This window comes from Nostoc sp. 'Peltigera membranacea cyanobiont' 210A, assembly GCF_002246015.1.
In the GTDB taxonomy this organism is placed as follows: domain Bacteria; phylum Cyanobacteriota; class Cyanobacteriia; order Cyanobacteriales; family Nostocaceae; genus Nostoc.
Genome location: NZ_NOLJ01000008.1, coordinates 213,652 through 240,418, shown reverse-complemented (window position 1 = coordinate 240,418; position 26,767 = coordinate 213,652). Strand labels below are relative to the sequence as shown.

At 42.4% G+C, this 26,767-nt stretch carries 7 protein-coding genes and 1 pseudogene; all 8 read right to left on the bottom strand.

Annotation, left to right across the window (positions count from 1 at the left end; genetic code table 11):
- Positions 1-165: 165 nt before the first annotated feature.
- Positions 166-4,458 (bottom strand): non-ribosomal peptide synthetase, encoded by a 4,293-nt coding sequence (locus CDG76_RS25445; protein WP_094351678.1) that lies wholly within the window; start codon positions 4,456-4,458, stop codon positions 166-168.
- Positions 4,458-7,721, bottom strand: a pseudogene (locus CDG76_RS25440) (non-ribosomal peptide synthetase); the annotation flags it as partial. The gene CDG76_RS25445 and the pseudogene CDG76_RS25440, both read right to left, overlap by 1 nt.
- Positions 7,722-7,786: 65 nt before the next feature.
- On the bottom strand, positions 7,787-8,929 hold the full coding sequence (locus CDG76_RS25435; RefSeq protein WP_094351676.1) for an acyltransferase family protein: 1,143 nt from the start codon (positions 8,927-8,929) through the stop codon (positions 7,787-7,789).
- A gap of 429 nt (positions 8,930-9,358) precedes the next feature.
- Positions 9,359-9,619: a hypothetical protein gene (locus CDG76_RS25430; RefSeq protein WP_094351675.1), complete on the bottom strand. Its 261-nt coding sequence runs from the start codon at positions 9,617-9,619 to the stop codon at positions 9,359-9,361.
- 87 nt (positions 9,620-9,706) lie between these two features.
- Entirely contained in the window at positions 9,707-14,665 is a 4,959-nt protein-coding gene (locus CDG76_RS25425; protein ID WP_094351674.1) for a type I polyketide synthase, read from the bottom strand.
- Between the two features lie 3 nt (positions 14,666-14,668).
- On the bottom strand, positions 14,669-16,696 hold the full coding sequence (locus CDG76_RS25420) for a non-ribosomal peptide synthetase (protein WP_094351673.1): 2,028 nt from the start codon (positions 16,694-16,696) through the stop codon (positions 14,669-14,671).
- A 611-nt stretch (positions 16,697-17,307) separates the two neighbouring features.
- Positions 17,308-19,983 carry an alkaline phosphatase family protein gene (locus CDG76_RS25415; protein ID WP_094351672.1) on the bottom strand — a complete coding sequence of 892 codons (2,676 nt, stop codon included), beginning with the start codon at positions 19,981-19,983 and terminating at the stop codon, positions 17,308-17,310.
- A gap of 404 nt (positions 19,984-20,387) precedes the next feature.
- Positions 20,388-26,594: an esterase-like activity of phytase family protein gene (locus tag CDG76_RS39440; RefSeq protein ID WP_317616138.1), complete on the bottom strand. Its 6,207-nt coding sequence runs from the start codon at positions 26,592-26,594 to the stop codon at positions 20,388-20,390.
- Positions 26,595-26,767 lie beyond the last annotated feature (173 nt).

Here is a 26,767-nt window from a genome sequence, read left to right as displayed (position 1 = left end):
AGTATATATACTATGTATTTTCCAGCTTATAACTGATGCAAGGGCTTTAGTGGCGATCAAATTTATACATACATCGTTGAAATTATTACGCGCAAATAAAACAACCCCATCCCGGAAGCGAGATGAGGTTGAAAGCTATAACTATTTCTGCAAATTAAATGAATTTTAAATGTCTACAATAGCTCGATCTATACAAGCCCTCATCTTTTCAGATAGAGTTCGGACATGGGGTTCTCTAAAAATAGAGTCGTGGTTTCCTGGGACATTTTGAATATCCAAACCTCCTAAGACCATTTCACTCCAACCCATTTGGGGGTCAACCTCCCGTTTTTCCAATGCAACGCGCTCTTCTGCTCGGAATACAGTGACTCGACCTGGATAAGCTTTTAGAACGTATTCTCTGGCTGCCTGTTTATTGGCCTCTTCGATTGTTAATTTCCGGTAGTTATAAGGTACAGTCCGCCAAATTCTTAAGGAAAATTTAAAGATAAATTTTCGGAACTTTTCTTGAAGTTTATACTTCAGCCAAGAGCTTTTGTTCCTGATTTGCTCAAGCACGTAATTAGTCCCAAGTTTTGTCAGGTTGTCCCAATGCTGAGAAACTCGCTTTTCTAATGGCGCTTGTTTAATATAATTTGGGCCAGTAGTATCAAATAAAGCTAACAGAGCTACTTTTTGACCTTGTTTTACGAGTTGTTGAGCCATCTCCCAAGCTACTAGTCCGCCAAAGGAGGAACCACCCAAAAAATAAGGGCCTTCAGGTTGAATAGTTTGTATCTCTTTGATGTAATGAGCCGCCATTTGTGCAAGCTTGGTAAAGGGAGCTTCTTTCCCATTTAATCCTCGTGCTTGTAGGGCATAAAATGGCTGATTTTCACCTAAATGAAGTGATAAATCTCGGTAGTAGAGGACACTTAAACCAATTGCATGGATACAAAAGAGAGGTGGCTTGGAACCGTTGGGCTGCATTGGTACTAGTGATGACCAAGGCATCGATTTTTCTGAGTTGGTACTAGTACTACTCTCAACCTGATTATGGCTTTCTGGCAAAAATCCTTGCTGGCGAATAATATTAGTTAATTGCTCAATGGTTGAAGATTGCAAGAGAATAGCTAGGGGCAGATTTAGACCAAATGTTTTTTCAATCTGAGAAAACAGATGTACTGCAAGTAATGAGTTTCCACCCAAATCAAAAAAGTTGTCTTTTATGCCAATGGGATGAATACCTAAAAGGTTTTCCCAGATTTTAGTTAACTGAAGTTGTAATGGATCTTCTGCTGTGGCAAATATTTTTTCTATTTTAGAATTAGTTGGATTCAGCGCAGATAAAGCTTTGCGATCGACTTGGTTATTAGCATTCAATGGCAGAGAATCGACGATGAAAAAGGCAGAAGGCAACAAATGTTCAGGTAACTTTTGCTGGAGAAAACTCAGCAGTTGCTCACTTCCAAAACTTTCTCCTTGTTTGGGGACAACATAAGCAACTAGACTTTTATCGCTAAGAACATCTTCTTTGGCAATCACCACAGTTTTTTGTACGCCTGGATATTGACCCAAAATTGTTTCAATTTCAGCCAACTCAATGCGAAAGCCGCGAATTTTTACCTGATTGTCTAAGCGGCCCAGAAACTCAATATTGCCGTCACTTAAGTAGCGTCCTAAGTCACCAGTTCTGTAAAGGTATGCTCCAGGTTCGCTGCTAAACGGATTGGGGATAAATTTCGCAGATGTTAATTCGGGACGATTAAAGTAGCCTTGGGTAACACCGATACCGCTGATGTAGATTTCACCAGTTACACCAATAGGGAGAAGTTGCGATCGCCGATCGAGGATGTAGATTTGGGTATTGGCGATCGCTTTTCCTATGGGAATTTCTGACCGAGTGCTGTCTTCAATGGCAGTCTCTGGATCGTAAACCGTTGCAGTTAAAGTTGTTTCTAGCGATCCATAAGCATTCAGCCAGCGTACTTGCTTGCCAACTTTTTCTACCCAAGTTAGATAAGCATGGCGTGAGACTTTTTCACCACCAACTATGACTAAGCGCAAACTGGCTGGTAAATTTTGTGGAGATACAGATGGCTCTTTAATTAACTCATACCAAAAAGCAGTAGGTAAATTGACAACGGTAATCTGTTGTTGAGCAATAAATGGGAAAAACTGCGTCGTCGATTGCATCTCCTGAGATTGGAGAATTGCAGTAGCACCAGTAATCCAAGTGGGAAAGAGTGATTCAATGAATGTATCGCAGCTGATACTAGGTATGAGTAGTAAGCGATCGCTCTGAGTCAACTCCCAAGTTTGGCTTATTGCCAAGCTGTGGCTGACAAGATTATGGTGGGTAATAGCTATACCGTTGGGTTTTCCATTGGAGCCGGACACATACATTACACAGGCGAGAGTCCGATCTGTGCCATAACTTTCTGGATTTTCAGTCACGTGTACGGCAATAACTTCCCAATCACTATCCAAACAGATAGCTTGTGCTTGATGCTTGGAGAGCTTCTCAACTAATGAGCTTTGGGTTAACACCAAAGATATTTGGGCATCTTCTAAAATGACAGCCAGACCATCTTGCCCAGATGTCGGAGCAATCGGTACGTAAGTTCCACCGACTTTCAAAATACCCAACAGCCCCACAATCATCTCCAGGGAAGGCTCTAGATAAAGACCGATGAGTACCCCCGATTCTACCCCTAAAGTTTGCAAGTAGTAGGCTAGTTGATTTGCCCTCTGGTTAAGTTCCTGATAAGTTAATTGCTGATTTTTATAACTGACTGCAATATTATTTGGAGTTTTTTTAGCTTGAGTTTCAAACCACTGATGGATACAAGTATTCTGGGGATAATCAGCTTGTTTGCTATTCCACTCAACTAACAATTGATGTTGTTCAGGTGCTGTCAATAGGGGTAATTCAGCAATCGGGCGATCGGGATTAGCAACAATACCTTCGAGTAAAGTTTTGAAGTGTGCCAACATCCGCTCTATTGTACTGGCATCAAACATCTCGGCATTGTAATCAAATACCATGCCCAGACCATTATCCTGTTCCCGCAAAACCAATGTCAGATCGTATTTGGTCTTGCCATGATAGATGTAGCCAAATAGAGAAGTGATAGTCAAATCAGGTAGTTGCACTGATGCCATGCCACGACCATTTGACCAAGGAGGATTGAGGGAGAATTTTACCTGGAATAGAGGTGAGCTATTGCGACTTCGCTGTTCTGGTCTAAGTTCTTCAATTAGCTTCTCAAAGGGTAGGTCTTGATGGGTATAAGCCTCTAAACAATCCTTACGCACTCGGTCTAATAATTCTCGGAAAGTTGGGTTAAGAGCAAAGTTACTCCGCAGTACAAGAGTATTAGAAAAAAATCCAATCAGCCCCTCGGTTTCAACTTGTCCTCGACCTGCACTTGCAAAGTTAATTAGTAGGTCTTCTTGTCCAGAATAACGGTAGAGCAATAGCTCGAATGCTGCCAGTAGAGTCATGAACAGGGTGACACCCCATTTTTGACTCATGTCTGTTAGGGCATGGTTTAGCGCCTTTGATAGCAGCAGGGCTGCGCGATCGCCTCGATAGGTTTGCACTCCTTGAGGACGGGGGCGATCGTAAGGTAACTCAATGATGGGTAAATTGCCTTCTAGCTTTTGCTTCCAGTAGTTTACCTGTGACTCTAAAACCTCTCCCTGGAGCCATTGATATTGCCAATTGGTAAAATCAGCATACTGTACTGGTAAGGGAGTTAAAGGAGAAACCTGACCTGCTGATAATGCTTTATAGATGGTAATCAGGTCTTGATAGAACAGATCGGATGAAGCACCATCACAAACTATGCAGTGCATATTCCAGATCAGCAGATGTTCGCGATCGCTTAATCGCAGCAGTAACACCCGCAAAATCGGCCCATTGCCTAAATCAAAGGGTTGATGAGCTTCTTTAGTTGCCAGTAGGTGAGCTTCCGCCTCTCGTTGTTCATTTGCTACTTGCCGCAAGTCAATTATTGGCAATGTCAAGGAAACATCGGTGGCAATTACTTGAGTAGGCTTGCCATTCACTGCTGGAAAAGTTGTCCGCAGAACTTCATGGCGACGGACGACTTCTCTTAAACTTTCCTCTAAGACAGCAACATTCAGATTCCCCGTAAAACGCACCACAACTGGCATATTATTTGAGGAACTATCAGGTTCAAACTGATGGAGGAACCAGATCCGTTGCTGACCAAAGGAAAGCGGCAAGTTGCCATTCCGTTCACAAGCGACAATTGGGGGAATTTGTGAACTGGCGGCTGTAGCAATTTGTCGGAGAAAGTTGATGATTTCGGCTTTTTGAGTTTTTAACTCGGTCAGCAATTCCGGTGTGAGACTATCTTTTGCGGCCCGATAGCGTAAGCGATCGCCTTCTAGCCAAAGTTTGACATCGCGCTGACGTAGCTCAGATAGTAGTTCATTTAATGTTTTCATAACTCACCTTCTTCATAATCATCAGCTGTTTCACTCTCAGCAGCTTGAACGCCTTGGGTTGCCCACCGCAGAGTTTCCACTCGTTCAGCCAAATCCGCTACCGTTGGTAATTCAAATAAATTGGACATCAGAATTTCTGCTTGCAAGGCTTGGCGCACTCGAGAAACCACTTGAATTCCTAATAGAGAATATCCACCCAATTCAAAAAAGTTGTCGTTAATTCCAACCTGCTTGACATTAAGAACCTGCGCCCAGATATCTGCAATCTGCTGTTCAATGGGAGTGCGGGGCGCTACATAATTTGCCTCCAGTTCTGGGCGGGAAGCATCTGGTTTTGGCAATGCCTTGCGATCGACTTTGCCATTGGGGGTTAACGGCATAGCTTCTAGTGCCATAAAAATCGTTGGCACCATAAAGTCAGGAAGCTGTTGTTTCAAGAATCGACGCAACTGCGAAATCACTTGCAAGCTATCTTGACCAGTTTCGGCAACAATATAACCTACTAGACTAGTCTCATTAGGAGTGTCTTCTCGAACGATTACAACGGCTTCTTTTACTCCTGGATGTTGCAGGAGTGCGGTTTCAATTTCACCCAATTCTATGCGGAAACCACGCAATTTTACCTGATAGTCGATACGACCCAAGTATTCAATATGTCCATCTGGTAAATAACGAGCCAAATCTCCAGTTTTGTATAAACGCGATTCCGGGTTTGGGCTGAAGGGATTAGAAATAAATCTTTCAGCAGTCAGTTCGGGACGATTCAGATATCCCCTTGCTAGTCCTTCGCCACCAATATACAACTCACCTGATATACCAATGGGAACGGGTTGTAAATGGGAGTCTAAAATGTAGATTTGCGTATTAGCTAGAGGGCAACCAATGCCTATTGCTTTATTTGCCGTTGTCACCTTGTAGCCTGTTGACCAAATCGTTGTTTCTGTAGGCCCGTACAGGTTCCACAGACAAGCTCCCTTCGGTAATAATTGATTTGCAAGGTCTCTAGGTAAGGCTTCACCTGTGGAAATCATCTTCAGTTGAGGACTACCTTGCCATCCGGCTGCCAGTAATAGCCGCCAAGTAACTGGTGTCGGTTGCATAAAGGTTGCCCCGGAGGTGGTTAGCGTTTTTAACAGTTGAGTGCCGTCAGCCGCAACTTCACGGCTCACCAACACCAACTTCGCACCTACAGACAGGGGTAGAAAAATTTCTGAAACGGCAATATCAAAGGATAGGCTAGTAACAGACAGGAGAGTATCCTCAGCGGTTAAACCGGGTTCTTTAGCGATCGCATTCAGGAGATTAACAGCACTCTGATGTTGAATTTGAACGCCTTTCGGTTGACCTGTCGAGCCAGATGTATAGATGACGTAGGCTAAGTTATGGGAAGTGACGTTATGTGTTGGGTTATCCAACCCGTAATCTATGGATTGCCAGTTGCTATCAAGGCAAACAATCTCTGCTTGATGGTTGGGTAGTCCCGATTTTAGCTTCTCTTGCGTTAGTAGCACTGACACCTGAGCATCTTGCAGCATGAAAGCTAAACGTTCTTGAGGATAAGCATAATCTAATGGTACGTAGGCTCCCCCGGCTTTGAGAATGCCTAAAACTCCTACAACCATTTCCAAGCTGCGCTCGACACACAGGCCAACTAGAACTTCTGACCCGACTCCTAAGCTTTGGAGATAATGGGCTAGCTGATTGGCTCGCTGATTCAGTTCGCGGTAGCTAATTTGTTGATCTTCAAAAACTACAGCGATCGCATCTGGAGCCTTCTCCACTTGAGTTTCAAACAGCTGGTGAATGCAGATATCTTGGGGATAAGCTGTTTGAGTATTGTTCCATGTTGCTAATAACTGTTGCTCAACTGCTGGCAAAATTGGCAATTTAGCAATAATTTGATTAGGGTTAGCAACTATGCCCAATAACAAAGTTTCAAACTCTGCCATCCGGCGGCGGATAGTGTCAGCGTCAAATAAATTAGTGTTGTACTGACATTCCAGAATAATTTCACCATGCGATTCCGTAGCATTGATAAACAGTTCAAAATTCTCGAATGCGCGGGGATTGGAGAAAAATTCTACCTCTAAATCGATAAAGGGAAGTTGATCGCTGTCTAAGGCTTGATCGACATTAAATATAATTGGTACTAAAGGAATGCGGCTAGAATCCCGTGGTAATACTAATTTTTTGACCAGACTGCCAAAGGTAAATTGTTGATGATCGTAAGCATCTAAGACAGCCGATCGCCGCGATCGCAAGTAGTCACTGAACGATTTTTCGCTATTAATCTGGCTACGCAATGGTAATAAATTTACACAGTGACCTACGAGATTATATTGCCCTAAAGCAGCTTGTCCGGCGGCTGGAATACCTACAACCAAGTCGTTTTGTCCTGTTAGACGGTGCAGCCAGACCTCGAATCCTGACAAGATGGTGGTCATAAAGCTACAACCGAGTTTTGTCCCTAGTTGTTTCAGGTTGGCAACTAGTTCGGGATTTAAGTGCCAATCTTCGCGGGTGGCGTTAAAGGTTCTGAGTGGTGGACGGGGGCGATCGCTAGGGAAATCTAGTACAGGTACAGAGTCAGCGAATTGTTGCAACCAGTATTGTTCTGTAGCGATCGCTTCTGGACTATCCGCCTCTTCTTCCTGCAAAGTCGCATATTCACTTAAGTAGTCTGGTTCTGCCAATTCAGGAATAATACCCTGTTGCAAGCCAGAATAAAGTTTACCCAAATCTGGCATCAACACCGCCCAAGACCAACCATCACAAATAATATGATGGGCTGTCAAAATAGCTAGATGCTGCTGCGGCTGCAATTTGACAATTTTTGCGCGAAATAGAGGGCCATGTTCCAAATCAAAAGGTTGCTCTACCTCTTGTCGCCAGATACTAGCTAATTTTTCCTGTTGTTCCTGTGGTTCTAGGTTAGAAAGTTCAATAATAGGGATTTCAATTTGCCGATAAGCAACAATGCAGAGTGTATTGCCATCTGTGCTAAAAGTTGTCCGTAGTGCTTCATGACGTTGTACTAACTTTTCCACCGCAGATTGGAAAACTTTGACATCAAGTTCGCCTTTTAGTCGCAGAGATTGAGACTCGTTATAAGCACAATTAGCAGCATCCCCCATTTGCACAGAAGCCCAAATTTCTTTTTGTGATTCTGTGGCGGGGGCGGTTAGAAGTAATTCTCCATCTGCAAATGGATCAAAATCAACCGCAGTTAATGTGGATTGGTAATCTACAGGTGATAAGGTCATAAAAGTTTATTATTTTCTCAGTTTATTGAATGTGGTTAAATCTCAATCTTTTTTTTATACTGACTTTAAATACCTTGTTTACCCAAGATTGTAGACTTTAAATAATTACGTGTAGGAACTTCTACAAATCTATATGTCAATGATGCAGCCAGTAAGATAATCATAAGAAATACTCCTAAAGATGTCAATGCTTGATATTCTGTGAATCCTTTACCAAAAGCATCGTGAAATTTATAAAACCAGAAAAAATTTAACAATTCTTGAAAAAACCAATGAACCATATAAGTTGAGTAAGATATAGTACCGATATATAGCATTAACTGTGAATTTAAAATTTTTGATATCACACCATTGTTGTTGATAGATACAGATAAAATCAGTAGAGAAAAAGCTGGTAAAATTAGCCAATCATGAATGTTACGAAAATGATGCCAGTAGTAATGCATAATCAAAATTATCCAAGTTATAGCTATAATTGCCAAAAAATTAAGATTAAAATGCTTTTTATAATTACCTCTAAGGTAAACTTTATAAGTTATAATACCAAGTATGCATTCTAGCCCGCATCTAGCTATTGAAGGGATGCCAATAATAGTATCTAAATTGCCACGGGTAAAGGTAATTAGTAGTAATATACTAAAAAGAGTAAAAGTATAAATTATAAAATCATTTTTAGGATTACTTCTTAATAAAAATAATAGCAAAAATGGAAATATACAATAAACAAAAAACTCTACACTAATTGACCAGGCTGGTTCATTCCAATAGGTATTACACCATAATAAAGGTGGGCATTTTAGGTCGAATGCTTGTAAAAGAAAAATATTGGCAACAAGAGCCGTTAAGTTAAATTTACCAGTAAAAGCAGAAGTATTTAGTAAGAATATTTTGGTAATTTCTAATCCAATAAATAGAAAAACAATAAATATATGTAGAGGATATATTCTAGCCAAACGCGAGAATAAATACGAGCGATAGTGATTTAAACTTACTTTTAAATAAAAATTATCTGCATAAACGTGGGTCATGATAAAACCACTCAGAATAAAGAAAAAGTCAACCGATAAATATCCATTTTTAAAAAAATCGCTATAGCCTGATAAAGTTGAACCTGTTTTCGGTAAACCGTAGTAAGAAAAATGGTGTACAACAACAACCAAGGCTGCAATACCACGTAGAGAAGTGAGCGATTTTATGTGTTTATACATTGAGTTTTTTGGTTTTAATTTCTACCTATAGCAATCCTATCTAAGTTGTGAAAATTATTTTTTTAACGTAGACGCGTAGTTGTTTGCCGTAGGCTACCGCAGAGGATGTAACGATCGCTCTTGCATAAAAACAAGCTACGCGGAGCGTCTAAAATAGAAAATTTCACAAATGATTTAGAATTGCTATAGAACACCGATTCAGTATTCAGGCTAATTTAATAATTAGTCATTTGAGAAAATTTAGATTTTTTTCATAATCCAGGTCATTTGCTTCCGAAGGGGTTTACCTGTAAGCGTTTCGAGTTCAGTTACGATCTGATTGAGCAAGGTAGCGTATTTTGGGTCTACTTGAAAATCTTCAAGCATGACCCAAGAATCCGATTCTCCAATATGTGCGATCGCCTCGTTAATTTGCTTGATTCCAGGTCGCTAATTCCACTTTTGCTTAACAGGAACTTTGCTGATATAAGACTGGATTTTATTTGTTTTACCCTGACTTAGCATAGTATTTGCAAGCTCAACTAAGCGGGGGATCTCAAACAAAGGGTATCCTGCAAGATTATGCGAAAACATGAAGTGAGAAGAGTTAAAGTTTTCCCGAAAGTTTGAAACATCAGTTTCAATGATTTGTTCAGGAAGCTTCAGATCGGACTTTATAGAACTCGGTTCAAGTAGATTATCAACTGACATACAAAACCTGGATAGATGAGTATTTACTATTTGCAAAAATTACAGACACTCATTACACTTTCTATGCACTTGATTTTTTAAAGCACTTCAGAAAACACTTGCGACTTGTAAATATTTCCCAGGCCGCTCGATATCGGGGATATACCAAGCGGGGTTCCCTTGGGGATCTCGTCCTAATTTGGCATCAGGTTGCGGAGGACGATTACGTAAACTGTTATTGGTAACTTCGCGGTTTGTTACTTCTATGGGCGGTGCAGACAAGAAGCCAGCAGACTGCATTTCGGCAATACTTTCTTTAAAGGCTGCCATTACAAAAGCGAGATCGGCTTCGGAATGGGCTGTCGTCAAGAAGCAAGGACGGTGATCCCAAGTATGCACTCCCTTATCCCGCAGCAAGTAAAACAGTAAATCTCCGTAGGGAAACTCTGGTAAAGACTTCACCATGAACAGGGAGCCGAAATTATAAGCTGTAAACGGAGCCTGAACTTGCTGGAAATAGCCCATAAGTTCCGCTACAAACTTATCGGTTCTGGCATTGAGATTTTGCTGCAAGCTGGGGCCACTCTGTTTTAAATGCTGAAGTACTGCTTTGGCGGCTGCTAGTGCTAAAGGATGGCGGACGAAAGTGCCGGCGAAGTAAGTCACGCCTACTTCTGGAACGGAGTCATCGCCAAACTGCCAAAACCCACCATCTAAAGCATCCATATATTGTGATTTGCCAGCAATGACTCCAATTGGTAGCCCACCGCCCACAATCTTGCCGTAGGTTGCTATGTCCGCCTTGATACCGAAATGCGCTTGAGCGCCACCTGGATGAATTCTAAATCCGGTAACGATTTCATCAAAAATCAGAGCAATACCAGCTTCTTCCGTGAAATCACGCAATTGCTGGAGGAATTCTTTAGGCTGGTATTCAGGGCGACGGCTTTGCACAGATTCCACCATCACTGCTGCTAACTCATCAGCCCGATTTTTGAGGATTTCTAGAGACTCAGGCGAATCATAGTCCACCACCAAAATATTCTCCACCATTTCCGGTGGGATACCAGGAGCAGCCGGAATTGACCGGAGTTTCTTTGTACCCCGAACAATTACTTCATCCAAAATACCGTGATAAGCTCCAGAAAAGATGGCGATTAAGTTACGTCCTGTGATGGTGCGTGCCATCCGCATCGCTCCCAGAACGGCTTCCGAACCTGTGTTGCAAAAGGCTGCTCGGTCAAAGTTGGTCAACTCACACATTAGCTTTGCCACTTCTCCAACTAAGGGAGTTTGCGGCCCAATTTCCATGCCGAGTTTGAGTTGTGCTTCAATTGCTTCGGTAATGAAAGGTGGCGACCAACCAAACAAATTCAAGCCAAAGCCATTGCTTAAATCGACATATTCATTGCCATCAACATCCCAAAGTTTAGAACCAGATGAACGAGATACCACGATGGGGTAAACCATCTCTTTCATCGTCGGGTTAAACCCAGAAACAGTTCTTGGGTCTGCCAAATAAGGGCGATGAGTTTGAGTATATTCTTTGGATTTTTGAGTTCGTTTTGTATATCTTTGGATAATTTTGTCTAAATAAGTGCGTTGTTGCACTGTGAGAGTTTTAGTCTGAGTCTTTTCAATTCGAGCAGCCGCACCGAATGCCTTTTTAGCACCATTTGACTCGGTATCTACAGATACTTGTGATTCTTTGCTGGTTTGGGTTGGGGGGATAGATACAGCCTTTTGTGGCTTGACACCATTATTTTGAGATGTCGCCGCAGGTACAACTGGGACTGTTACAGATTGACTGCTATTACCCAATAACGCCAATTGCTGGCTCATAATTTGTAGCTGCTGATTAATCACACCTTCTAGAATGCTACTAGATGCAGCAGGTTGGAGGGAAATCTTAGGTGCAGATCCATTTGATCCATTTGTATGAACTTCATGAACTACCAAGGTGGGTGATGTGTTTACAAGTGCAGGTTCTGGCAATAGGGCTTCTGGAACGATATCTGCAACGGTTTCTGTTAATCCTAATTCGGATAAAGTTTCGGGAGACAAAGCTGAATTTATAAAGTCAGCCAGTGTTCCTAAATTGGGGTAAATTTCTAGTAACTGCCTAAGTGTTACTTTGACTTTAAATTTTTTCTTTAACGCTAGCCCGACTTGTGTCAGAGATAAAGAATCTAATCCTATTTCTAAAAACGTTGTCGAGTCGTCAATACTAGCAATTTCCAATCCTGAAGTTTCTTCGATAATTTCTTTGAGCAGTGGAATAAGCTTTTGCTGAGGGGATGTTGTCATAGTTTGGGCCTTTTCTAATAATTGGGGATTTAAAAGTTTGGGAGTTGCTGCACGATTGGGATGAGGTGGAGGATCAATCCAGAAGCGTTGGCGTTCAAAGGGATAAGTAGGTAGAGGAATTCGTTGTCGCGTTTCCCTTTGATAGAAGTTGCTCCAGTCAATAGATACTCCTGCTAGCCACAGTTGTCCTACTGCCTTGAGTAATGCCGTCCATTCGGCTTCGTTCTCGGCGTTATCACCCAGAGAAGGAATCGCTATCTGTTGTTTAATATCTTTTGCTTGTTGGCGGGCTAGGGTTGTAGTTGTGATTCGCGGCCCCACCTCTAAAAGCAAGCGTTCTGGTTGCTGCCATAAGGTTTGTACACCCTCCGCAAATCGCACAGTCTGACGCAGATGTGTAGCCCAATACATCGGATCGGTTGCTTGCTGGGCTGTAATCCAGTCGGCGGTAACTGTGGATACAAAGGGAATTTGGGGTGGCGATAATTTAACCTTTCCAACTACCTCTGCAAAGGGGTGAATGATACTATCCATCATTGGGGAGTGGAAAGCGTGGGAAGTGTGTAAATGGCGACAAACAACTTCTTCGCTTTCTAATTGTTTTTGCAGAGTCGCGATCGCCTCTGTGGGACCAGAAACTACACACAGAGAAGGGCCATTAATTGCAGCGATCGCTAGTTCTGCACTCAATCGCGGCTCTACCTCTTTGGCTGGTAGGCGCACTGAAAGCATAGCCCCTGCCGGTAACTCCCACATTAAGCGACCGCGAGTTGCAACTAACATCAGTGCATCTTCTAAGGTAAATACACCCGCTATACAAGCAGCGACAAATTCGCCAATGCTGTGGCCAATCATGGCTTGGGGCTTGACTCCCCAACTTTGCCACAGTTGCGCTAAAGCGTATTCAATGACAAATAATGCTGGTTGGGTAAAGCAGGTTTGCCGCAGGGAGATAGCCGCAGTTTCGCGTAGGCGTAGCCCGCCGTAGGCATCGCTCGGTGCTGGATAGATGATTTCTCGTAAATCCCTGCCCAGTAAAGGCTTAAGCATTTCAGCACATTCATCCACTGCTTCTTGAAATACAGGTTCGTGGTTGTAGAGATTTAGTCCCATGTCCACATATTGCGATCCTTGTCCGGGGAACATGAAGACAACGGCTGGATTGCGAATTTCTGTATGACGGGTATTTACTTGATTTGGATCTAAAGATTGGAGAGCTGCGATCGCATCTGTAATATCGTGACAAACTATACTGCGTCGGTAGTTAAAAGCTTTGCGTCCTCGCTGTAAGGTATAAGCTACATCAGCTAAATTAATTTCGGCATTGTATTGCAAATGCTGCTGTAAATTAGCTGTTGCAGCCTCCAAAGCTTGACTAGTTTTTGCCGAGAGCAACAATAGCTGCTGTGGACGCGAAGATCCGGAACTTTGGATTTGTGGCGCTTCTTCTAGCACAATATGAGCATTAGTACCGCCCACACCAAAAGAACTTACACCAGCTCGTCGCGGAGTTTCACCCTCCGACCATTCAGCTAGTTTGGTATTTACATAGAAGGGGCTGTTGGCAAGGTCAATCTTGGGATTAGGAGCCTCAAAATTTAAACTAGGTGGGATCTTTTTATAATGCAGGGCGAGAGCGGTTTTAATTAACCCTGCTACTCCAGCCGCCGCAACTAAATGTCCGACATTGCTTTTAAGAGAGCCGATCGCACAAAATTGTTTAGCATCTGTATGCACCCGGAATGCTTGCGTCAGCGCTTCAATTTCAATTGGGTCGCCTAAAGGTGTAGCTGTGCCGTGAGCTTCAATATAAGAGATGGTTTCTGGGTGGAAGTTGGCATAAGCTTGGGCCATTGCAATGGCCTCTGCTTGCCCGTCTACACTGGGAGCGGTAAAGCTCACCTTATCAGCGCCGTCATTATTAATACCAGAACCTCGAATTACAGCATAGATGCGATCGCCATCATTGAGTGCATCTTCTAAACGCTTCAGGACAACCACTCCTGCGCCATTGTTGAACATTGTGCCCTGAGCGCTGGCATCAAAGGGACGACAATGCCCATCTCCAGACAGCATACTGCCTTCTTGAGCCATATAACCGCTATTTTGGGGTGTAGTCATAGATACACCACCAGACAAAGCTAAATCGCACTGATAGCTGGTTAAGGCTTGGCAAGCCTGAATGACTGCTACCAAAGAAGTGGAACAGGCTGTATTGACGCTGACGGCTGGGCCTTTGAGGTTGAGTTTGTAAGCAGCACGGGTGGTTAAAAAGTCTTTTTCATTGGCTAACATCGTTTGGAACTCACCGATGCGATCGACAATTTCCATGCGACCAGCAATATGGTTAGCAAAATAAGTATTTTGACCACAACCAGCGTATAAACCAATCAAACCCTCAAAAGACTCTGATTCATAACCAGCATTTTCTAGGGCTTCATAAACCAACTCTAGGAATACTCTAGCCTGTGGGTCCATAACCACAGCTTCAAGTGGATTAATGCCAAAGAAAGCGGCATCAAAGGTTTCTCCCCCAGGAATTATCCCTCTAGCTTTTACATAGCTAGGATCTTTGCAAAGGTTCGGATCGATACTAGGATCTAGTTCTTCATCTTGAAAGAAAGTCGTTGATTCTAATCCTTCACAGAGATTGCGCCAAAACTCATCGACATTTCCAGCGCCAGGAAATCTTCCTACCATGCCAATAATGGCAACACCATCAATAGGATCTTGGTTATCGGATGCTTGGATATTTACCATTGTTTAAACACCTTGTTGATGATTACGGCGACGAGTCCGAGCTGCTTGTTGGCGTTGGGCGCGATTTTGCAGCTTGTCAGAAGACGGTTGGCTGTTCTGGTTTGAATGCAAATAGTTTGCTAAAGAGCCAATTGTTGAATACTGAAATAGCTTCACAGCAGGTAGCTCAATACCAAGTTCCTGTTTTACTCGCGCAGCAACTTGTAGAATTGAGATTGAAGTTGCTCCCAAATCAAAGAAATTATCATCAATCCCAACGCGATGGATTTTGAGCAGTTCGGATAAAATACCTGCAAGCAGACGTTCTAAATCTGTTTGTGGAGCAATGTACGCTTGTTCCAGTTGTGGACGTTCTCTACTTGGTGCTGGCAATTTATGTCTATCTACTTTGCCATTTGCAGTCAAAGGCAGTGATTCTAACATCACAAATGCTGATGGCACCATGTAATTAGGTAGTCGCTGTTGTAAGAAACTACGTAATTTATTGTGCGTATATCCACTGTTATATTGAGGAACAATATAAGCCGTTAACTGTTTTTCACCTGCTTCATCTTGACGAGCTAAGACGACAATTTCCCGAACGTCAGGATGTTGTGCAATTTCTCGCTCAATTTCCCCTAGTTCAATTCGGAAACCGCGAATTTTTACCTGATTGTCAATACGACCTAAAAACTCAATATTGCCATCTGGAAGATAACGAGCTACATCTCCCGTTTTGTAAAGGCGCATTGCTAAATTGTTATCAAATAAGTGAGAAATGAATTTTTTGGCAGTTAGGTCAGGGCGGTTTAAATAGCCTCTAGCTAATCCATCACCACCAATGTACAATTCACCAGCTTCTCCAATTGATACTGATTGGAGGTTGTTATCTAATATATAAACTTGGGTGTTAGCAATTGGGCGACCAATAGGAATAGAGACATTTGGTTGCAGTGGGGCTGTTATCGGATGGCAACAGGTAAAAGTTGTATTCTCAGTTGGCCCATAACCATTAATTAGTTGACAGTTCTCTACTGTTTGGAGAAACTTCTGTACATGAGGAACAGATAAGACATCACCACCCGCTAAAAGTTGACGCAAGGATTTTAAAGCATCAATTTTTTCATCTACTATCAGGTGGAATAAACCGGCTGTCAGCCAAAGAGTAGTAACTTGGTATTGCTGAATAATCTGCCCTAATTCTTCTAAAGATGGTGTATTAGGAGGGTAAATTACTAGTCGCCCACCATTAAGTAAGCAACCCCAAATTTCAAAAGTGGAAGCATCAAAGGAAATAGGAGCAAGTTGCAGAATTACTTCTTCAGGCGTGAGTTGAGCATAATTAGTTTCTTTGACTAACCTAACTACACCACGATGGATAACGCTAACACCTTTGGGTGTACCTGTAGAACCTGATGTATACATGACATAAGCCAAGTTATCAGCAGTAACACTAGTGCTGAGGTTCTCTTTTTTATTTAGGGCAATTGTATTCCAATCTGCATCTAGGCAAATTACAAATGCTGTGTGAGTAGGTAATTTGGCAACTAGTTCTTTTTGAGTTAATAATACAGATACCTGGGTATCTGACAGCATGAAAGCTAAACGTTCTTGTGGATATCCTGGATCTAATGGTACATAAGCTCCACCTGCTTTAAGGATAGCTAAGAGTGCTACAACCATTTCTAAGGAGCGCTCTATGCAGATTCCTACAAGAATTTCTGTTCCTACCCCTAGTGATTGTAAATGTTTTGCTAGTTGATTAGCACGACTATTCAAATCTCTATAAGTGAGATGCTGATTATTAAAAATTAGTGCTACAGCATCAGGTGTTTTCTCTACTTGTGCTTCAAACAACTGATGAATACACGCTTGTTGAGGATAATCAGTTTGAGTATGATTCCACTCTATTAGTAGGTTTTTTTCGGATTCTTTCAAAATAGGTAATATTAAATTATCTGGTTCTAAGCTTTTTTCTGATAATGAAGGTTGACAATTAGTCATGAGTAATTCATTTTTATTTTGAGCCAATGAATTAGTTATTATTTCCATTTTTCAATTTGAACAAAAATATTTGTATCAATGAGGAACAAGGAATTGGATGTATTTAAATTTAAGATGAGATGTTTATTTTCCGTATTTAGAGAAACAGATAAAATAAAAAGCGAGAAAGCATTTTTATATTTTTTATTAGTGTTTCCACGTAGAATTTATGGTTACATTCTTAGCTTTTAAATTATATTAAAAGATTAATTTGACAAAAAATTATGCCGCAATCCTACAATATTTGTGTGAAAGGGCACTGACTCTAAGATTTAGTTCTCTTATTCTGACCTATTTCCTCCAAATCGTAGTTATTTCCAATACATCTTCATTGAAAATTAAAACTTTAGAGATGTTTGCAATGGGAATATTAACTGTACGCAGACTTATCTCAAAATAACAAGAATAATTAATACCTTGAGGAACAAGGAATACTGCGATTTTAGCAACTGATAAGTAATGTAAACTCTTCGAGGTAGGTTGGACTCCAACGAAACGAGAATAGGGTGAGCATTACAATGCTCACCCCACAATAACCAACTATTTGCTGTAGTCTACGTAATTGAAAACCGCTGTTTCAACTGATAGTTATTTCTGCCGTGCTGCACTAGGCCAACAGACTAAGCCACAACACTAGCAGAGAAAACGAAATCATTTGCTGTCAGGTTAGTTGAAGTAATTTGTAGTAATGAAGCCAACTCTGTATTTCCGGTTTTTACGATAGTGTCAGCACCCTGTTGCAATAGGGTTAGGGCACTAAACTGAGTAACGCCAATCCCGCCCAGCCCAATTTTATCAATACCGATCGCAAAATCAGTCACGATGTTCTTACTAGTTGGCAGACTGGCGTTAGCAATCCAGAACTGGTCAGCACCAGCACCACCACTCAGGTTATTACTACCACTTTGTCCAGCAAATAACACATCATTACCATCGCCACCAAACAGCGAATCATTTACACCGGAGAAGAGTTTATCATCTCCAGAACCACCATACAGACGGTTATTGCTACCTTCGCTCTTGAGGGTGTCATTGCCTGAGCCACCGAAAGATAATTGACGAGAATTTTCAACTACTGTCAGTGTATCAGCACCCGCGCCTCCAAACAGGTTATTAGTACCACTGGCTTCGACTACGGTAACTTCATCATTACCATTGCCACCATCGGCGCTAGTGTTGCTAGCAGGACTATTTGCGCCAATCAAGACCTGATCGTTACCATCCCCTGTGGACACTGAGGAGTTACTGCCGACCACCACCGAGTCATCACCCTTGCCAGTCAAAATTTTGTTACCTTTAGTACCCTCTACAAAATCTGCTCCGTCACCTGTAAATAAGGTTTGATTTGGCTTAAGGGTGACATCATCACTACTGGTAGAACCAAATTGAAGGTCTAGTGTTGTTAATCCAACAGTGCGACCATCAAACCCTGCGGCTGTAAAGTACTGAGTATTCCCTACACTTTGAGAATCCAGAATTGTTGCTTGACCATTAGTAGTTTCTTCCGAAGTCAAGACTTCTTTTGTGGAGGGAACCACATCCGGGCCTCCCACCAGTGCTTCTGTAATGGCACGACCTTTCAAATCGCCATTACTGGGAATGTCTAACCCCAGAATCCGAGCAAGTGTAGGCGTTACATCAGCATTACTGACGGGCGCATAGTCCACATAGCCTTGTTTAAAGTCAGGGCCAATAGCCTCCATGTTATTGAAGGTATCACCTCGGCCAAAGCTGCCATGCATCCCCTGCCCTTGCTGTAAAGTTGTATCAGCAATTTCTACTTGAGCTTGAGGGTTGTTTGGGTTATTTTGGTCGGTGCTAAAGGTTTTGAAGTTGATAACTATAGATGGAACTGGTGTTTTAGCATCACCTTTTAGCCCGATCGCACTCAGAGGTAAAGCACCTGGAATGGTTCCATAAGCATCGTCTACAAAAATACCACTGATGTAGTCTTTCTGTGCAAGCAAATTCACTACCTGTTTGGCTAAATCGGCATTGCCATTAGGAAGATAAATCAGGTCAGAACCACCATTGGCAGCTACAACTATCTTTGTACCTGGGTCAAGTTGACCATTAATTACCTCACCTGTACCACCAATTACACCATTCCCAGAAATAGGACGTTGACCTTGTGTAGCATCAACAGCCGCATATTGGATGTGGTTGAGGTCTGGAGGGAGAGTCGTAGGGTTAGGATCGTATAAGGGTAGACCTAGATCGTGAGCCAAATCAATTGCAACAAAGCCTGCTGGTAAAAATCCTGGGTTTACGCCCTCGTATGTTTGGGTGGCAGCATAACTTGTAGTTTTTGTCCCTTGGCTATCAATAGCTTGTTTGCTGATGGTAGAAAAACCGTGGTCGGAAGTAACAAAGACATCAGTAGTCTTGTCTAAGCCTGTACTTTTGAGATAGTCAAGAAGTTGCTTTAAATTATCATCAGCATTTTTAACCCCAGCTTTGGAAGTAGGGCCATTAATACCTGGCGTCAAAGTGTTTAAGCTATCACCCTGATTGTGTTGACTACCATCAGGATCTCTTGACCAGTACACCAATGCAAATGGTTTAGCATCTTCCTGAAACTTGGGTAAAATTACTTTGGTAGTAGCATCTGCAAAGTATTTTTGTTGAGCCACGTTGGCATCCAGTGTGCCTGGAGTTGTATTGTTACCAGCTGGCTGGACTCGCGTTGTCGGTTTTACATCTAGACCAGCAGCTTGTAAACGAGCAACAATATCTGGATCGAGTGGAACAGCAGAAGGTGAACCAGCAGTTGTAGTAGGTGGTGTTGCACCATTCGTACTGTCATCAATAATTATGGTATCGGGAGTAGGAATAGTACCTGTAGTACCACCTTCTCGGTTAACTTGGGTAACATCTTGGATGGCAACAGGCCCTAATTTACCAACTGCTGCTGTGTTGAAACCCTGCGATCGCGCGTAAGCTAGAAGTGACTCTTCATCTAAAAAGTTGTTACCGGGGAATTTTTCGTCAATATCTCCCAAAACCGCATCATTTTCGATGAATGGTGTGACACTACCATTGGCATTAGGACTAGGAAAACCAGTGTAGATAGTGTTACTAAAGTCGCCTGTATCACCAAGATAATGCCCTGTGGCGATCGCAGAAGCATTCGGGGTGGTAAATGTCGGAAACAGCGAATGACTATTGGCGAAACTAACCCCCTGCTGACGGACATTATATAAAGTTGGGGTATCAGTGGGGTTTACAGAACCGTTACGCAATCCATCTGCAACAAAAATAATGACATTTCTACCGTTGCCATTTGTATCAGCCATGCTTACTATTCCTTAAGTATTGTGAGCTACGATTAATCGCAGCGATTGTGTATCTGTATGAGCAATTAATTACGCTCAACCCAAGCAAAAAATTCTTGGCTACAGAAACCTAAATAGTATTTGGCGACAAAATGCTTAGTGTCCACAAAAAATAGTGCAGACAATTAAATGAACTTAACTTTGGTTACTGTCTCAAAAGATAGTTGTTCAATGTTTAAGGAAAGTTATAAACAAGTTAAGATTTTGGACAAAAAGATCCCCGATTTCTTGAAGAAGTCGGGGATCTAATCCTTTAGATAGAGAGAAAATCAAAATATGATTGCAATATCACTCTTTAGAGTTAGCAAAATCGCTACAGCTTAATTCATTTTGAACATTGAACCTAAGCTGTAATCATTTTTGAGCTAAACGGCACTAGCAATAAAAACGAAATCATTTGCTGTGAGGCTAGTCGATGTAACTCCAACCAATGAAGCCAACTCAGTATTTCCGGTTTTAACCAAAGTGTCATTACCTTGTTGCAACAGTGTTAAAGCACTAAATTGAGTAACAACAATACCGCCCAGCCCGATTTTATCAATGGCGATCGCAAAATCAGTCACAATATTCTTGCTACTTGGCAGACTGGCGTTAGCAATCCAGAATTGGTCAGCACCAGTACCACCAGTTAAGCGATTACCGCCCTGTTGACCAGCAAATAGCACATCATCACCATCGCCACCAGATAGGGAATCATTGATATTAGAGAAGAGTTTGTCATCGCCAGAACCACCGTAGAGACGGTTATTGCTACCGCCACTTTTAAGGGTGTCATTGCCTGAACCACCGAATGATGATTGACGAGAACCTTCAATTACTGTGAGACTATCATCACCTGCCGCCCCAAGTAAATTATTACTACCACTAGCTTCTACTACGGTAATAACATCATTACCATTGTCACCATCAACAGTAGTATTTTGAGCCGGGCCGTTTTGACCAATAAATATCTGATCGTTACCGTCTCCTGTGGACACCGAGGAGCCACTACCGACTACCACAGTGTCTTCACCGTTTCCAGTCTGAATTGTGTTACCTTTATTACCTTCTACAAAGTCTGCTCCATCACCTGTGAATAAGGTTTGATTTGGCTGAACGGTAATATCATCGCTGGTAGTGAAGCCAAAATTAATTTCTTCAGCTTGTGGTTGACCTAAGCCAGGAGCAAGATTAAGGGGCTTCTCTAACTTCAGTTGTAGAATCTCATTGTTGTCTATAACTGGATTTTGAAGATCGTTTCCAGGACGACCTGTAGAGAAGGGATAATTGTTGTCATTAGCGACCAAAATGGTATTTTTGTCAACAACCAGAACATTTTCAATGGTTTGGAATGGGAAGTCGAAGGTGGTCTTACCATCCCCATTCAGGTCGTTAGGATCTTGGATATTTAACAAGTCTGCAACTTCTTCTTTAGCGACATAGCCATTAGAATCTGTTTTAGACAAATCTATTTTGTAGATCCTTTTAAATTTAGCCGCATCCCCTTGATTGTTATCTCGTTCAATGACTAGGTACTCATTATCATTAATGACTGCTAAATCCCCAATGGAATTTGACAGATTATCCAATTTGTAGTAGCGTAACTGTTCGCTGTATTTGTGGCTAGCTAAATCAAATTCGTTAATCCGCAAAGCACCAGGAGTATCGCCTTGAACAGTACCTTCTAAGAGGAAATAAAGCTTGGTTTTGCTGGCGTTGATTGCTCCACCTTCAAAACCTTTGGAGCCACCCAAGTTAGCAAAAGCATCTCCTGAGAGAACATCGGGGTTTTGTGGCGATCGCACCACATTATACTGAGGATCGTCTCTGAGTTGATCCCGTACTTCATCCGCGATATCTGGGAAATCACTAAATAGCGCGTCTACACCTAATTGATAGAACTGCTGAATTTCTAGCTCTAGCTTGCCTTTGTAATCTGCTGCTAAATACTGATCTTCCGCACGGAAAGTATAGGGGTGAACCTGTAAACCAGCGTTGTGAGCATCTTGAATTAAGGTAGAAGGAGGTAACGTTGTCTTATCAGCATCATTAACCGCTCCATCCCCATTCACATCATCGGCTTTGCCATCACCATTAGCATCAGTACCTTTGACGCTCACAATCATCCGCTTCCAAGGGCCAAGGCCATCAGCATAAGTGGCAACTTCAGCCAAGCCTTCTGGAGTTCGCAAGTCGCCATAGGTGCGAGTGTCACCACTGACTTTCAAATCATAAGGCTGACTTTCGATGATTTTGCCGTTGATATCAATGTCACTTGCATCTAGCAATTGAACTAGTGGAATATCCACTCCAGCCGCAGGCATGATGGTATCATGTAGTTCTTTGAGGTTGCCCACTTCAAAGGACTGGATGAAGATCCGACTGGGGTCAGTGAAGTTATTTGCCTTGAGCGTATCAATTAATAACTGACTGATGTTTCTGTTGATTTTGTCTGTGGTGCCTACATAAGTGGCTTCATTGGCCAAATAGGTTGGATGCTTAGTTTCAGGATAGATGCCAATCTTTTTACCTGTCTCGGCTTCCACTTGCTTAACCAAATTGATGACTTCCGTGAGTGTAGGAATCTCAAATTGACCGTCAAAGGAGTGATCTCTAAAAGGTAGACGCTCTTCTGCCCGTAAAGTCTTAATTTCAGCTAAAGTGAAGTCTTCAGCAAACCAACCTGTAAGTGTGTTTCCATCTAAACTTACCGTTTTTTTGCGATCGGCAAACTCTGGATGTTTGTAAACATCTGTGGTTGTATTGTTGAAATTGACAGTACCATCAGCATTCAAAACTGCTAAAGCTGGCTCATGGCGAGCAATTAGCACACCATCTTTTGTCACAACAAAATCAGGCTCAATGAAGTCAGCGCCTCGCGCAATTGCTTGTTTATAAGACTCTAAGGTGTGTTCTGGACGATAGCCACTTGCACCTCTGTGACCAATAACTTTAGGTGCTTCTCCATCTAATGTTTTGAATTGGTCGGGTGTAGCGATCGGAGCTTCTAATAACTTACCAGTGGCATCAAAATGCAATAGGTAAGGGCCAAACTCGTCTCCAACCCAGATTGTCCCGTCTTTATCAAAGACGAATGACTCTACATCAAAGTCTGCACCAGTCAGTAATCTTCCAGTAGTTCCCTCATTCACAATTTCAAAAGGAACTTTGTTGTTAGGGTCAGACAGTTGAATGTAGTCTAAAACTTTAACGCTGCCGTCTCCATTCTCTGTTCCCTTAAAATTCGGGTCTAGGCGATTGATTCGTAGCAGAAAATCTGCACTATTATCTTTGCTACCGTAACCGTTATCTGACAGGAAGTACAAAGAGTCGCTGTTAGCAAATTGAACACCGCTCAAGCCCTGTATTGGCTGTCCTGGGAAAGGCCCAGTTCTGCCATTGGCTGCAACATCTGCACCAGAAGCTGGCCCATAACTAAAGGTATCAGCAGGTAAAGAAGCAAAACCGACTAACTCAACTTGGGGAACAGGTGTTGCAATCAACAATTGACCACCCCGACTGTGTTCACCATTGAGTACATTCAACTGGTTTAAATCTACGTCATTGAGTACACCGCTAGCTTGTACATCAAATAGGTAAGAACTGCGATCAAGTTGAGGATTAGAGGCAGCTTCGATAATACCAGAGCTTTCCCAAGAACCAAAGCTACTATTAAAAGCAGCACCTTGGGCATTTTGGTCAACTTCAAACAGAGGTTTGACAGTATCGGTAGCAATATCGTAAGACCAAACGCGATCGTTACGCTGTTGGGCATCTATGATTTCTCCACCAAGACCGGCTGTATCTTCTTGGAGTAAGAGTTTGCCATTGCTATCAACATTTACGTTGTCGTAGCTTACTCCTGTATTTGGGCCACCAGTTAGTACCAATTCAAAGTTGCTAATCTCTGCTGTTGGGTCACTTGCGTTCAAGCTAAAACGATAAGCTTTACCGTAAGGATTTTCAAAAGCGCCATTAGCTAGTTGATCTTCTGTTCCAGTGGTGACAAAGTAGAAAGTGCCTGGATTGTTTGGGTCTTCCGTTATATCTTCCAGACGACGGAAGTTTGTAGAACGTAGCACTCCATTGTCATTGCCATTTACCCAATCACTTAGAGAAGCACCGCTATTAAGAAGCTGATCGTCTGCACGGTCTTCTGTACCTTTGGTATCATAAACAGCCGACCGATCAACTTTAGTCCAAGTAGCTTTTACCTTTGTACCTTCTGCTAAGGTTTCATTGTCATAAGCTGTCACCTTCAAGACGTACAAATCTCCGTCTTTCAAGCCATTGGGGTCTTCTGGTGTCTGATTACCGACGAACATATATAGTTCGCCATCACCATTGTCTTCAGTTGATAGTAGAACTGTTTTACCTGAATTGGTGGCGCGATACTGAGATGTTGCTAGTACGTTTTCTTTTGAGAAGCGACCCAAACCATCTATAGATTGAGCTATACCATCAGTTGTTACTGCCCAACCCAAACTATCAGCATTCTGCTCATCTGCGGTAAAGAATATTGGGCCACCTTCAAAGCCATAAGTTGCTAAGTAGGCTGAACAGAATCGACCAAAAGCAATACCTGTTTGGGTTACAGCATCAGATGTAACTGTAATTTTGCCTAACTCGTTACCTTTGCTGTCAACTACATTCTGTATTAGGTCTTTACCACCTACTAGCTTCCAGTTTTTGTCAAATTGCAGTAGCGAAATTCTGCCGCCTGTAATTTGTCCAGAAATTGTGCTGGAAAAATCTGTTTTGGTAGTGTCGCTCAATTCATGGTTGACAAATACATAGTAAGCATCGTCAGTCTCATAAATGCCCAAACCGTCAGGGATGCCTGTAAAAGCATACTTTTCAGTGCCACTGGGGACAAAGGAACCAAATTCACCCTGTAGCAATGGGATTTCATCTCCAACTGTCAGGAGTTGATTTAGCCTGTAATTTGACCCATCGAGTGCCTTAACATAAGCGGGATCGGTCGTTCTGCCATCTTGAACAGGCTTTTGAGCAATTTGGGGAATTGCGGCTAAAAGTTGTCCACCTTCTGCATGGTTGCCGTTGAGAATATTCTGGTCTGGCGCACCTGCTACATTGTTTTTGACGGTGTGAGCCTGTACATCAAACAAGTAAGCACCGCTACCTGGTAATGATTCGGAAGGAATTTCGATAATGCCAGAACTTTCCCACTGCCCTTTGGCATCTGGGTCGTTGTATACAGTACCAGCAGCATCTTCATTCAAAGCAAACACACGAGCGATCGCTTTGGTAGTGGGGTCGAAAGACCAAACAGAAGCTTCTCGGTTTTCTGCTGCCATTACGTCGCCACCGTAGGAGGTTTGATCCTCTTGAAGCAAGATTTTGCCAGACTTATCAACTGTGATGTTGTCATAGCTGACACCTTTGCCAGGTCCGCCCGTTAACAACAGTTCAAAGTCACTGATTCCGGCTGTGGGGTCGGAGGTATTTAATTTAAAGCGGTAGAGTCTACCATAAGGGTCTTCTGCTTCGGCAGGATTATCGGTTGCTCCGGCTGCTGTCCCCTGACCTTGTTTATTTTTAGTACCTGTGGTGACGAAATAGAAAGTTCCAGGATTATTCGCATCTTCAGCAAAATCTTCAATGCGCTGGAAACTAGTGGAATTGCCCGCAGAATTAACGAAGGTTGTAAGATCGCTACCATCTACTTTTGGTGTACCGTCTGCATTTAAGATGACTGATTTATCAACCTTTGTCCAGGTTGCAACTTTTTGGGTGCCTTCGCTAACTTGACCCTCGAATTCTGCACCATTGACTTTCAGAACATACAAATCTCCATTCTTAAAGCCATTGGGGTCATCTGCGGTTTGTTGACCTACCCATAGATACAGTTCGCCGTCATCATTATCTTCTGATACAAACAGCACTGTTTGATCGGAGTTCTCTGCCCGATATTGAGAAGCTGCAACTACATTCTCTTTTCTGTAGCGACCTAAGCCGTCAAGCGCCTCTGCTGTGCCATCTGGGCTGACTGCCCAACCCCGACTTGTATCACCACCTTCTTCAGGAGCAAAGTAGACGGGAACCTCTGTACCACTAGCGTCTACGAAACCGGACTGGGCTAGATAAGATGAGCAGAAGCGATCAAAAGGACTAATAGTTGCTCCACTGGCATTGGTGTATAAACCAGTTTGAGTATTTAAAGTGTAAGTGCCAGTTGAGTCTACAATGGTGTCAATTAGGTTTTTACCACCGACGACCTTCCAGTTTTCGTCAAACACAAACAGCGATACCCTCGCACCAGTGATCTTTTCACCAGGAAATGTACTGGAAATATCTGTTGTGACGGAGCCACCTAGTTCATGGTTTACCCAAACATAGTTATAGGTTTTACCTGCGATGGTTACTTGGGTAGCACCTGTGCCATCAGGAATACCAGTGAAGGCATATTTTTCGGTGGCATCAACTTGGGGCGCTTGGTCGATGTCAAACGTGCTAGTTAGCAGGGGTACTTCATCCCCTACAGTCAATAAAGGGACGATTATTCTATTGTCAGAGTTATTTACTGTATCGACGTAAGCCGATGCTGTTGTTCTTCCGTTCTCAATTGCCATAATTAGAATGTTTTTTGGTGGATATTTGGATTTAGCTGCATCACAAGCTATTCAAGTTCTCTAATTACATCGCTTATGCAAAAAATCACCCTCTCACTCTATAAACCGAAATTATGGGAGTATTTCAGAATTACAAAAATATAGTTCGGTTCAGTCGAAATTTGCCCTTAATT

Bases quoted from the DNA above. Each gene is read 5' to 3' on its own strand.
- CDG76_RS25445 (WP_094351678.1), bottom strand. From the start codon at position 4,458: ATGAAAACATTAAATGAACTACTATCTGAGCTACGTCAGCGCGATGTC.
- CDG76_RS25435 (WP_094351676.1), bottom strand. From the start codon at position 8,929: ATGTATAAACACATAAAATCGCTCACTTCTCTACGTGGTATTGCAGCC.
- CDG76_RS25430 (WP_094351675.1), bottom strand. From the start codon at position 9,619: ATGTCAGTTGATAATCTACTTGAACCGAGTTCTATAAAGTCCGATCTG.
- CDG76_RS25425 (WP_094351674.1), bottom strand. From the start codon at position 14,665: ATGGTAAATATCCAAGCATCCGATAACCAAGATCCTATTGATGGTGTT.
- CDG76_RS25420 (WP_094351673.1), bottom strand. From the start codon at position 16,696: ATGGAAATAATAACTAATTCATTGGCTCAAAATAAAAATGAATTACTC.
- CDG76_RS25415 (WP_094351672.1), bottom strand. From the start codon at position 19,983: ATGGCTGATACAAATGGCAACGGTAGAAATGTCATTATTTTTGTTGCA.
- CDG76_RS39440 (WP_317616138.1), bottom strand. From the start codon at position 26,594: ATGGCAATTGAGAACGGAAGAACAACAGCATCGGCTTACGTCGATACA.